This window comes from Azospirillum sp. P4_B5 (assembly GCF_056402275.1).
The window spans coordinates 25,607-37,438 of sequence record NZ_JBFUHT010000047.1 but is presented as its reverse complement, the minus strand read 5'-3'; the positions used below and the strand labels follow the sequence as shown (position 1 = coordinate 37,438).

At 68.3% G+C, this 11,832-nt stretch carries 11 protein-coding genes and 1 tRNA gene; 2 read left to right on the top strand and 10 right to left on the bottom strand.

The window, feature by feature from the left end:
• The 5 genes from AC1DVI_RS26725 to AC1DVI_RS26705 all read right to left on the bottom strand — a co-directional run.
• On the bottom strand, positions 1–410 hold a 410-nt coding region (locus AC1DVI_RS26725), incomplete at its 3' end, for a Rossmann-fold NAD(P)-binding domain-containing protein (RefSeq protein ID WP_476960555.1).
• Between the two features lie 258 nt (positions 411–668).
• Positions 669–1,124, bottom strand: a complete 456-nt coding sequence (locus AC1DVI_RS26720) for a CBS domain-containing protein (protein WP_149167596.1) — start codon at positions 1,122–1,124, stop codon at positions 669–671.
• 99 nt (positions 1,125–1,223) lie between these two features.
• Positions 1,224–2,249, bottom strand: coding sequence for a 2-dehydropantoate 2-reductase (locus AC1DVI_RS26715; protein WP_476960554.1), 1,026 nt, complete (start codon positions 2,247–2,249; stop codon positions 1,224–1,226).
• 274 nt (positions 2,250–2,523) lie between these two features.
• On the bottom strand, positions 2,524–3,006 hold the full coding sequence (locus tag AC1DVI_RS26710; protein WP_476960553.1) for a GNAT family N-acetyltransferase: 483 nt from the start codon (positions 3,004–3,006) through the stop codon (positions 2,524–2,526).
• A gap of 168 nt (positions 3,007–3,174) precedes the next feature.
• Complete coding sequence (locus AC1DVI_RS26705) at positions 3,175–4,104, bottom strand: histone deacetylase family protein (protein ID WP_476960552.1); 930 nt, start codon at positions 4,102–4,104, stop codon at positions 3,175–3,177.
• A gap of 485 nt (positions 4,105–4,589) precedes the next feature.
• Here AC1DVI_RS26705 and oxlT point away from each other — a divergent pair, with 485 nt between their 5' ends.
• Complete coding sequence (gene oxlT / locus AC1DVI_RS26700) at positions 4,590–5,891, top strand: oxalate/formate MFS antiporter (protein WP_476960551.1); 1,302 nt, start codon at positions 4,590–4,592, stop codon at positions 5,889–5,891.
• Positions 5,892–5,985: 94 nt separating this feature from the next.
• On the opposite strand, the gene AC1DVI_RS26695 is transcribed toward oxlT, so the two are convergent.
• From AC1DVI_RS26695 to recJ, 4 genes are all read right to left on the bottom strand, one after another.
• Positions 5,986–6,192 (bottom strand): hypothetical protein, encoded by a 207-nt coding sequence (locus tag AC1DVI_RS26695; RefSeq protein ID WP_114859934.1) that lies wholly within the window; start codon positions 6,190–6,192, stop codon positions 5,986–5,988.
• 122 nt (positions 6,193–6,314) lie between these two features.
• Positions 6,315–7,154, bottom strand: coding sequence for an aldo/keto reductase (locus tag AC1DVI_RS26690; protein WP_476960550.1), 840 nt, complete (start codon positions 7,152–7,154; stop codon positions 6,315–6,317).
• A 234-nt stretch (positions 7,155–7,388) separates the two neighbouring features.
• Positions 7,389–7,464: transfer RNA gene (locus tag AC1DVI_RS26685), tRNA-Glu, on the bottom strand.
• 122 nt (positions 7,465–7,586) lie between these two features.
• Positions 7,587–9,386, bottom strand: a complete 1,800-nt coding sequence (recJ, locus tag AC1DVI_RS26680; protein ID WP_476960549.1) for a single-stranded-DNA-specific exonuclease RecJ — start codon at positions 9,384–9,386, stop codon at positions 7,587–7,589.
• A 212-nt stretch (positions 9,387–9,598) separates the two neighbouring features.
• On the opposite strand from recJ, the gene AC1DVI_RS26675 reads away from it, so the two are divergent.
• Positions 9,599–10,690 carry a glycerol dehydrogenase gene (locus tag AC1DVI_RS26675; RefSeq protein WP_476960548.1) on the top strand — a complete coding sequence of 364 codons (1,092 nt, stop codon included), beginning with the start codon at positions 9,599–9,601 and terminating at the stop codon, positions 10,688–10,690.
• A 149-nt stretch (positions 10,691–10,839) separates the two neighbouring features.
• Here the strand turns inward: AC1DVI_RS26675 and glpX are convergent, their stop codons facing one another.
• Complete coding sequence (gene glpX, locus AC1DVI_RS26670) at positions 10,840–11,832, bottom strand: class II fructose-bisphosphatase (protein WP_014240259.1); 993 nt, start codon at positions 11,830–11,832, stop codon at positions 10,840–10,842.

Below are 11,832 nucleotides of genomic sequence, written 5' to 3'. Positions count from 1 at the left end.
ACGTCCATGACCTGGGCGCGGGTGATGCGCGGCATGAACTCCATGGCGAAGGCGTTCACCCCGGCCGCGGCGTAGGCCGCCACGTGGTCGCGGCTGTTGTAGGGGTTGAGGATGGCGAACAGCAGCGCGCCGCGCTTGATCAGCGCCAGTTCGTCGAGGTCCCCTTCCCCGGCCAGCAGCGGGCGCTGCACCTTCAGCACGATGTCGGCGTCGGCCAGCGCCGAGGCGGCGTCCGGCGCGATCTCCGCGCCGGCGTCCTGATAGACCCGGTCCGGCAGGTTCGAGCCCAGACCGGCGCCGGTCTCGACCACGACGTCGAGACCGAGAGCCTTGATCTTCTTGACGGTTTCCGGAGACGCCGCGACGCGATTCTCGCCCACGCGCCGTTCCCTGGGTATGGCGATTTTCATGGTTGTTGATTGCCTCCCAAAGCAATCGGCAGGACGAGGCGTCAGCGCTCCGGCCTCGACGGCGGGCGGCCTCGGCGGGCGGCCCGCCGGTCAAATTCTCGAATGATGTCGGTGCCGGCCAGCGGCGTGGCGGTGTCCGGCGTCAGGCCCGCAGGGCGGCGGAACGGTCACCCGGGATGGATGCGGGTGACCGCCTCCGGACCACTGCCGCCGTCACGGGAAGGCTGCCCCAGGCACTGCCCAAGGCGCCGCCGTTCGTCACTGGGCCGCGGCGACGGGATAGCTGACGACCTCGCCCGCCCCGGCGTCCGGCGGGGCGGCGTCGAGCTGCGCCTTGATGAGATCGCGTACGCTGACCACGCCGACCAGCGAGGCGCCGTCCAGAACGGGGATGTGACGAATGGTGTGCTCGTCCATCAGCTGGAGCACGTGGCGGACGGAATCGCCCGGCGTGCAGCAGACGGGATGATGGCTCATCACCGCCGTGACCGGCAGGGACAGGATGCCCGGCCCGCGGTCGGTCAGGCTGCGCACGATGTCGCGTTCGGAAATCACCCCGACGACCGTGTTGCCCTCGGTCCGGCAGACGTCCTTGACCACCAGCGCGCCGGTGTTTTCGGCCTTCAGAAGACGCAACGCCGTTTCCACGGTTTCGTTGATGCGCACCGTGCCGATGCGCGTCCCCTTCCGGCGGAGAATGTCTTCAACCCTCATAACGCTCCTCCTGTGAAGCGATTGTCCGGCCCCTCGGCGTTGCTTCGCTTCGTCGTTGGGGGCGTTGGTTTCTGTGTGCGGGGCCGGACGGTGTCCGCCCTACTGGGCGGCGACCGCGGGGGCGGCCTCGGACGATGCCCGCTGCGGGCGGGTGTAGCAGTCGGCGATCTCGCCGCGCTGGCGGACGAGCGCCAGGACCACGTCGATGGTCGGGGTCGCCACGCCGACCATGCGACCCATTTCCTGGACCACCGACAGCAGGGCGTCGATCTCCATCGGACGGCCGCGCTCCAGGTCCTGGAGCATTGAGGTCTTGTGCGCGCCGACGGCGCCGGCGCCGTTGATGCGGCGCTCCACATCCACGCGGAAATGCACGCCCAGACGGTCGCCGATCTCCTTGGCCTCCAGCATCATCGACTTGGCGACGGCGCGGGTCTCCGGATCGGAGCAGATGACGTCCAGCGTGGCGTGGGTGAGCGCGCTGATCGGGTTGAAGCAGAGGTTGCCCCACAGCTTCAGCCAGATCTCGTCGCGGATGCGGTCGAGCACCGGGGCGCGCAGGCCGCCGGCCTCCATGGCCGCGCTGAGCTTCTTCACGCGGTCGGACTGGCTGCCGTCCGGCTCGCCCAGCGAGAACTTGTCGCCGTAGATGTGCTGAATGACACCGGGTTCGACGACTTCGGTGGCGGGGTAGACGACGCAGCCGATGGCGCGCTCCGGGCTCAGGCCGTTCCACTGGATGCCGCCCGGATCGACGGTGTCGAGCACGCGGCCTTCGAACTCGCCGCCATTCTTATAGAAGTACCAGTAGGGGATGCCGTTGACCGCGGTGACCACGGCGGTGTCCTTGCCGAGCAGCGGCTGGATGGCATCGACGACGCTGGGAACGGAGTGGGCCTTCAGACCGATGATGACGTAGTCCTGCGGGCCGAGTTCCGCCGCGTTGTCGGTGCAGCGGGGGTGGACGACCGTTTCTTCCTCTCCGACGATCAGCTTCACCCCGTTCTCACGCATGGCCGTGAGGTGGGCGCCGCGCGCCACGAGGCTGACATCCGCGCCGGCCTGGTGGAGACGCACACCCAGATACCCGCCGATGGCCCCGGACCCAAAGATGCAGATCTTCATAACCCGTTTCCTCTCCCCCAATTATCGGCCACGCGCTGCGCAGCCTTTGCAGTAACCCCAATCAATCAGCACACCGAACAAATACAGAGTTTGGTATACCAGATACCAGATGTCAACTGGCAAAATAGACCCTGTCGAGGGAGGGGCATGATCCGGAATCGGGCGAGAATCCTGGGTTTTCCAACGAAAGTTCGAGCATGGAAAACCGGACGCCCGGCCCGTCCGGACGCCCGGTTCGCGGGTCCATCCGGTGTGCGGGATCAGGTGTGCGGGATCAGGTGAGCGGAAGGACGAGTTGGAACGCCTTAACCGTCATGCGCTTGCGGTGATAGAAGCGGTGTGCGTCGCCGCGTTGGACGCCGGAGATGATTTCCATCTGAGCGCAGCCCTTTTCGCGGGCCTGGGCGGCCAGCCAATCGAACAGTTTGTCGCCCAGACCGAAGGAGCGGTGCTTCGGCGAGGTGACGAGGTCCTCAACATACATATAGCGGCCGCGCGACAGCGTCTCGTGAACGCGGAAGCCGCCGCAGCCGGCCACTTCGCCGTCGATGCGCAGGAGGGCCATGTTGTAGCCGTCCTCCATCTGGCGGCGGATCTGGGCGGCGTAGGCGTCGGGGTCGGTCATGTGGGTGCGCAGTTCCTTCACCACCGCGTAGCTGTCGGCGATGTCGGCGTCGGTCCTCGCCAGAGTGATCTCGATGGTGGGCTGGCCCGAAGCGTTCTGAGCAGCGTTCTGTTCGGCGATCCGCTGGTCCATCGTGCGTAACTCCCGTTTTTTTGTGTGTTCGAGGGACTCTGTTCGTCTCTCTGGTATTTGGTATACCAGATAATCCGTGCGGGAAGCAACTGCTCGCATGATGCACCCGCACGAAGACCTTCGAAAAGACCTCCCAATTGATGAGGGAGCTACGCCATGGCAGCCCGATCAGCCACGCATCAAGGCTTGAAGGTGGGCCGCGCAGCCTTCCGCCAAGCCGATGGCGTCGTAGCCACCCTCCAGCACCGTCACGACGCGACCGCCGCACAACCGGTCCGCCGCCTCCACCAGCTTGCGGGTCGCCCATTCGAAGTCCGGGCCGGTGAAGTTCAGCGACGCCAGCGGGTCGCGGGCGTGGGCATCGAATCCGGCGGAGATCAGGATCAACTCCGGCTGAAACTCCTCCAGCGCGGGGAGGATGCGCCGCTCCATGGCCTGACGGAACTCCACCGTCCCGGAGTGGGGCGGCAGCGGCGCGTTGACGATGTTGTCGGCGACCCCGGTCTCGCTCATCGAGCCGGTGCCGGGATAGAGCGGCGACTGGTGGGTCGAGGCGAAGAACAGGTCGGCGTCGTCCCAGAACATCGCCTGGGTGCCGTTGCCGTGGTGCACGTCGTAGTCGACCACGGCCACACGGGTCAGGCCGCGCCGCTTGCGGGCGTGCTCGGCACCGACCGCCACATTGTTGAAGACGCAGAAGCCCATGGCGCGGGCGGGCTCCGCGTGGTGACCGCAGGGACGGACGGCGCAGAAGGCATTCGTCGCCGTCCCGTCCAGCACGGCGTCCACTGCCGCGCAGACCGCGCCGGCGGCCCGCAGGATCGCCGAGCGCGAGGTGGGGGACAGCACGGTGTCGGCGTCCAGCCGGACATGGCCGCTGTCCGGGACCGCGTTCAGCACAGCGTCCACATAGGCCGGGTCGTGCACCCAGCGCAGCTGCTCGACCTCCGCTTCCGGGGCCTCGAAGCGCTGCAGATCGCGGAACTCGTCGCGGTCCAGAACCTCCCACACCACGGCGATTCGCTCCGGACGCTCCGGGTGCCCCGGGCCGGTATCGTGCGCCAGGAAGTCCGGGTGGGTGAAAATGGCGGTGGTCATCGAGTCCTCTCCTCCCCTGTATCGACGATTTGAAGCTGGTCGATCGCACGACGGCGCCGAAGCGGCATGCCGTCCCGAGTCGACGCGCCCTCACCTCATATGTATACCATATACCAAGTCGCACCAAATCGCTTTGCTAACGAACCGTCAGCGCCACCACCTTCCAGGCGTCAGAGCCCCTGGCCGGACAACGGCCGCCAACGCTGCCGAAGGTGGTAGACCGGCCCTGCATGCCAAGTCTGTTTGTTACGCTGACAAACAGCTTGCGCCGAAAACTGTATCTGGCATACCATATCTCTAATGCCAAAAACGCTCATTCCGGGAGCTTAAGCCGCCCACACCAAGCGGCCGGTTCCACGGGCAAGCCAAGACGATGGAGTCACCCCGGCACACCACGGGGAAGCCTCCAGTCAAAAAACAAAAACAACCCGACTCAAAAAAGCAAAAGACCGCTTCGCAAAGAGATCGCTTCTAGGAGGAGAGAAATGCACCAAGCCCTCACGGAGGCCCCGAAGGGGCCCCTCGGTGGCCGCTGGTTCCAGCTCGTCATCGGCGTCATCTGCATGTCGATGATCGCGAACCTGCAGTATGGCTGGACTCTGTTCGTCGAGCCCATCGATCAGAAGCATGGCTGGGGCCGTGCGGCCATCCAGGTGGCCTTCACCATCTTCGTCGTCATGGAAACCTGGCTGGTTCCCGTCGAAGGCTGGTTCGTCGACAAGTTCGGCCCGCGCATCGTCGTCCTGATCGGCGGCGTGCTCTGCGCCGTGGCCTGGGCGGTCAACTCGGTGGCCGACTCGCTCGCCATGCTCTATCTCGGCGCGGCGCTGGGCGGCATCGGTGCCGGCGGCGTCTATGGCACCTGCGTGGGCAACGCGCTGAAGTGGTTCCCCGACCGCCGCGGCCTCGCCGCCGGCCTGACCGCTGCCGGTTTCGGCGCCGGCTCGGCCCTCACGGTCGTGCCGATCGCCAACATGATCCACTCCTCGGGCTATCAAGCCACCTTCCTGACCTTCGGCATCGGCCAGGGCGCGGTGATCCTCGCGCTGGCGTGGTTCCTGGCGGCGCCGAAGAAGGGGCAGGTTCCGGAGGTCTCCCGCTCGTCGGTGTCGCAGACCCGCGAGAGCTACACCCCGGTCCAGATGCTGAAGACCCCGGTCTTCTGGGTCATGTACGCCATGTTCGTGATGGTGGCGGCGGGCGGCCTGATGGCGACCGCGCAGCTCGGCCCGATCGCCAAGGACTTCCACCTGGACGGCGTTCCCGTCAGCATCATGGGCCTGACCCTGCCGGCGCTGACCTTCGCCCTGTCGATCGACCGCGTCCTGAACGGCGTCACCCGCCCCTTCTTCGGCTGGGTGTCGGACCACATCGGCCGCGAGAACACGATGTTCATCGCCTTCGCCCTGGAGTGCGTCGGCATCCTGGCGCTGAACCAGTGGGGCCACAACCCCGTTGCCTTCGTGATCCTGACGGGTCTGGTGTTCTTCGCCTGGGGTGAGATCTACAGCCTGTTCCCGGCGCTGTGCGGCGACTCCTTCGGCTCGAAGTTCGCCACCACCAACGCCGGCCTGCTGTACACTGCCAAGGGCACCGCGTCGCTGGTCGTTCCCTTTGCCAACGTGGCGGTCGCCTCGACCGGCAGCTGGCAGGCGGTGTTCTTCTTCGCCGCAGCGGTGAACGGCATCGCCGCCCTGCTGGCGATCTTCGTCCTGAAGCCGATGCGCGCCCGCCAGATCACCGAGAGCCTGCCGGCCTCGAAGCTGGCGGCGGAGCCGGCCCAGTAAGGCACCGGCCGCACCATCAGCACCCGAACGCAATCGGGCCGGGAAATTTCCCGGCCCGATTTGCTTTTGAGGAAAAGATTCTTGGGAAAAAAGATCAGAGCCCGCGCGGGAACGACGCCCAGGACGGGCCGCCCTCGATCTCCTCCTGCGCCTTGCGCGCCTTCTTCACCCGGCGGAGATGCCGGGGCGACCAGGGATCGCGGACCGGCATGCCGGCGGTGGCGACCTCGGCGGTCAGAATCCGCGCCACGACGATGGCGAAGCCCGACAGCAGCATGGACAGAAGAACGATGGCGAGCATGCTTCGATTCCCGGATGAGCCACACGCGGACTCAAGGCACGCCTGATTCCGCAATGCAGCATACATAGGCCGTTCGGCCAGAGAAATCGAGTCCGCCACCGCAAGCGCGGCGCTTCGCCGCGCTACAGCATCTCCAGCGGGCGCGGCTCGCGGGGCGGTGGGAAGGCCCGGTCGAGGTCCGCGAGGTCCTGCTCGTCGAGCCGCAGATCGGCGGCGGCCCGGTTGTCGCGGACATGGGCGGGGTCCGACGCCTTGGGAATGGCGATCACCCCATCCTGGCGCAGCAGCCACGCCAACCCCACCTGGGCCGGGGTCGCGCCGTGTCGGTCGGCGACGCGGTGAAGCTCCGGATGGCGCAGCATCCGCCCCTGCTCGATCGGCGAATAGGCCATGATCGGAATGCCCCGCCCGCGGCACCAGGGCTGCAGGTCGTACTCGATGCCGCGGCGGGTCAGGTTGTAGAGGAGCTGGTTGGTCTGCACCCCCTCCCCGCCCGGCGTGCCGACCAAGTCCTCCATGTCCTGGAGATCCAGGTTGCTGACGCCCCACTGGCCGATCTTGCCGTCGCGCATCAGCGTTTCGAAGGCCGCGATCGTCTCGGAGAAGTCGTGGCTGCCGCGCCAGTGCAGAAGATAGAGGTCGATGCGGTCGGTGCGCAGGCGCTTCAGGCTGCGTTCGCAGGCCGCGACGGTGCCGCGGCGGCTGGCGTTCATCGGCAGCACCTTGCTGACCAGGAACACCTCGTCACGGCGCCCGGCGATGGCCTCGCCGACCACCTCCTCCGCCCCGCCGTCGGCGTACATCTCCGCCGTGTCGATCAGCGTCATGCCGAGGTCGAGGCCGAGGCGGAGCGCCGCCACCTCCCGCGCGCGGTCGCGGCCGTCCTCGCCCATGTACCAGGTACCCTGGCCGAGCACCGGAACGGCGGTTCCCGAAGGAAGGCGTGTCGTCGGAATGGTCATGGATGTCTCCCGTTCCCTTGGCCCCGTCAAAGGGCGTGAGGAACGTTAGTCCACGGAATCGCCCCTGGAAACCGCCCCTTGGCGCTATTTCGGTGGGTGGGAGAAGCCAGCGACCACGTCACGGCGAACGGGTCGCCTGCCAGACCGGCGAAGGCGCCGGACAAATGACGCCTGAAACGACAAAAGCTCGGCCGCGGGCTGAGCTTTCGAAACCGGTGCCAGCCTGTGAGAAGGTGGCGTCCCCAAGGGGATTCGAACCCCTGTCGCCGCCGTGAAAGGGCGGTGTCCTAGGCCTCTAGACGATGGGGACGTCGTTGGCGTGGCGGGATTACTAATGGGATGGCGGGCCGAGCGCAAGCGTTTTTTCCAACTCCTTTCCACCCCGTTCGCGCATGCCCCCATGCACCGTCTCCACACCGAATTTGTTTGCATTCACATGGTTTTGGAGGGTGCTGCGTCGTCGATCAGGAGCTGGACTCCCTCCGCCCCGTTCCAGCGGTCGATTCTCAGGACACCGGCGATATGGAAGGGCGATCCGCGGCCCATCAGCAGGGCTTTTCCCATCTCGCTGTCCAGGGCGCGGAAGGCGATGGCCTTCAGCCGGGCACCGTCGCCGCCCTGCAGGATGCAGCGCACATGATTCGCCCCGACCACGTCCGCCCGCACCACGCGGGCGTCGGTGACGGCGAAGCGCGGCTCCGCGTTGCCGGTGCCGAAGGGGCCGAGCTGGTTCAACCGGTCCACCAATGCGGCGTTCGCAGCCCCCACCGACAGCGCGCCGTCCAGCTCCAGCGTCGGCACCAGAGGGGCCGCGGCGACCTCTTCGGCGACGCGGCCGGTCAGGAAGGCCTGCAGGTCGGCCAGCTTGTCGCCCGCCACGGTGAAGCCCGCCGCCATGCGGTGCCCGCCGCCGGCCATCAGCAGCCCTTCCTGCCGCGCCGCGATCACCGCCGCCCCGAGATCGACCCCGCGCACCGAACGGCCCGAGGCCTTGCCGATCACCGTGCCGTCCGCCCCCTCCTCCAGCGCGATGACGCAGGCGGGGCGGCTGTAGCGCTCCTTCAGGCGGCTCGCGACGATGCCGATCACGCCGGGGTGCCAGCCCTCCCCCGCCACGAAGACCAGCTCGGCCAGTTCCTCGGCGTGCTCCTCCAGCCGGGCCATGGCGTCGGCCAGCACGCCCTGCTCCACCGCGCGGCGCTCGGCGTTGTGGGCTTCCAGCTTCTGGGCCAGTTCCATGGCCTCCATCGGGTCGTCGGTGGAGAGCAGCCGCGCCCCAAGATCCGAGGCGCCGACCCGCCCGCCCGCGTTGACCCGCGGGCCGAGCACGAAGCCGGCGTGGTAGGCGTCCGGCTTCTCCTTCACCCCGGCGACGTCGGACAGGGCGGACAGGCCGGGGTTGGCGCGCCGCGCCATCACCTTCAGCCCCTGCGCCACCAGCGCCCGGTTCAGCCCGGTCAGCGGCACCACGTCGCACACCGTGCCCAGCGCCACGAGGTCCAGCCACTCCATGAGGTTCGGCTCGTTGCGGCCCGCGTAGAATCCGGCGCCGCGCAGCGCGCGGTTCACCGCCACCACGGCCAGGAAGGTCACCCCCGCCGCGCACAGCGTGCGATAGGCGCCGTCCTCGTCCAGCCGGTTCGGGTTGACCAGGGCGACGGCGGGCGGCAGGCGCGGTTCCGCCGCGTGATGGTCGAGGACCACCACCTCCAGCCCGGCCTCCGCCGCCGCCTCCAGCGCCGCGAAGGCGGAGATTCCGCAGTCCACCGTCACCACCAGCCGCACGCCCTCGGCCTTCAGCCGCAGCAGCGCCGGGCCGTTGGGGCCGTAGCCTTCCTTTAGGCGGTCGGGCACATAGATCCGCAGGTCGGCCCCCACCGCCCGGAAGAAGCGCCGCAGCAGCGCGGAGGAGGTGGCGCCGTCCACGTCGTAGTCGCCGAAGACGGCCACTGGCTCGCCGTCCATGACGGCGCGGGCGATGCGCTCCGCCGCTATGTCCATGTCCTTGAAACGGGAGGGATCGGGAAGCAGCGCCTTCAGCGTCGGATTCAGGAAGCCGTCGCACGCCTCCTCGGTCACCCCGCGGGCGGCGAGCACCCGCCCGACGATCTCCGGCAGACCCCGCCCCTGCGCCAGCCCCCAGGCCAGCCGCTCGTCGTAGGGCCGCGCCTGCCAGCGCTTGCCGGACAGGGAATGGGCGACGTTCAAGAAGGGAGGAACGGTGTCGGTCATGCTGCCCAGAATGCCACGGATCGGGAAGGCCGAAGCCATAGCAGATGGGGGACAAGCGGGCCAGCGGATGGGGCTCCCTGGTTGGCCCGTCGTCGCCGCGCCTGTACGCAAAGGTGGCAGGCGGCCTTGCCGCACCGCAACTTGAGGCAGGTCATTGCGGGTGGAGAGGCGTCCTGCTCCACTGCGGTCATCACCACGCGGAGGAGGGAATCATGATCACCACCGCGATCTTTCCGGCCCGCTACGTCCAGGGCAACGGCGCCCTCGACAGTCTGGGCGAGGATCTGACCCGGCTGGGCAAGACAGTTATGGCCGTCACCGACGGCTTCGTCCTGAAGACGCTGAAGGGTCGGCTGATCGACGCCGCCGCCGGGCGCGTCGAACTGGACATCCAGGAATTCCGCGGCGAGTGCTCCGACGAGGAGATCGAGCGGCTGACCGCCCTCGCCCGCGACATGGGGGCGGACGTCGTGGCTGGCATCGGCGGCGGCAAGGCGCTCGACACCGCCAAGGCGGTCGCCCACGCGCTGGACGCGCGCACCGCCATCGTCCCGACGCTCGCCTCCACCGACGCGCCGTGCAGCGCGCTGTCGGTGATCTACACGCCGGAGGGGGCGTTCAAGCGCTACCTCGTGCTGCCGCGCAACCCCGACCTCGTGCTGGTCGACACTGGTGTGGTGGCGAGCGCCCCGGTGCGCTTCCTCGTCTCCGGCATGGGCGACGCCCTGTCCACATGGTTCGAGGCGGAGGATTGCCGCATCAAGCGCGGCGGCAACATGACCGGGCGCGTCGGCCCGATGACCGCCTTCGCGCTGGCCCGGCTGTGCTACGACACGCTGCTGGAGTATGGCGTGCTCGCCAAGTCGGCCTGCGAGCAAGGCGTGGTCACCCCGGCGCTGGAGCGCATCGTGGAGGCCAACACGCTGCTCAGCGGGCTGGGCTTCGAGAGCGGCGGGCTGGCGGCGGCGCACGCCGTCCACAACGGCCTGACCGCGCTGGAGGAAACGCACCATTACTGGCACGGCGAGAAGGTCGCCTTCGGCACGCTGACGCTGCTGATCCTGACCGACCGGCCGCCGGCGGTGCTGGACGAGGTCTACGGCTTCTGCAAGGCGGTCGGGCTGCCGACGACGCTGGCCGAGATCGGCCTTGCCGGCGTGTCGGACGAGCGGCTCCTGCTGGCGGCGGAGCGGGCCTGCGCCGAGGGCGAGACCATCCACAACGAGCCGCACGAGATCACCCCGCAGCGCGTCCTGGCCGCCATGAAGGCCGCCGACGCCGAGGGACGGCGGCGGAAGGGTTAAAAGCCCTCGCCCCCCCCTGGGGAGAGGGTTGGGTGAGGGGGCGCCCGGAGGGCGTCCACGCACTGCGATGAGCCTGCGTTTCCGGCCTTCGGCCGCCCCCTCATCCTGACCTTCTCCCCGGAGGGGAGAAGGAACAGGGGAAAGCAGCCTTACGCCATGCTGGGCTTGCGCTGCAGGTTGTGGTGCGCCTCGACGTAGCGCACGGTGCCCGACTTGGAACGCATGATCACCGAGTGGGTGGTGGCACCGCCGGGGAAACGGCGGACGCCGCGCAGCATGGCGCCGTCGGTCACGCCGGTCGCGGCGAACATGACGTTGCCGCTGGCCAGCTCGGTCAGGCTATACTTCTTGTTCAGGTCCTTGACGCCCCAGCGGGCGGCGCGGGCCTTCTCATCGTCGTTGCGGAACAGCAGACGGCCCTGGAACTGGCCGCCGATGCAGCGCAGCGCCGCCGCGGCCAGAACGCCTTCCGGCGCGCCGCCGGAGCCGACATACATGTCGACGCCGGTGCCGGCCTGGCTGGTGGCGATCACGCCCGACACGTCGCCGTCGTTGATCAGCATGATGCGCGCACCGGCCTCGCGGACGCGGGCGATCAGCTCGGCGTGGCGCGGCCGGTTCAGGATGCAGACCAGCAGTTCCTGCACCTCGGTGCCCTTGGCCTTGGCCAGCGCCTTGAGGTTGTTGGCCGGGGTCTCGTCGAGATCGACCACGCCTTCCGGCAGGCCGGAGCCGACGGCGATCTTGTCCATGTAGACGTCGGGGGCGTTCAGGAAGCCGCCCTCGTCCGCCATGGCGATGACGGCCAGCGAGTTCGGACCGCCGGTGGCGCAGATGGTGGTGCCTTCCAGCGGGTCGAGCGCGATGTCCACCTTCGGCCCGCGGCCGATGCCGGCGCCGACCTTCTCGCCAATGTAAAGCATGGGCGCCTCGTCGCGCTCGCCCTCGCCGATCACGACGGTGCCGTCGATGTAGAGGGTGTTGAGCGCCTGGCGCATGGCGTCGACCGCGGCCTGGTCGGCAAGCTTCTCGTCACCGCGGCCCATCAGCAGCGACGCGGACAGCGCGGCGGCCTCGGTGACGCGGACGGCTTCCAGAGCCAGGTTCCGGTCCATACCGGACAGGTCGACATGAACGGACAT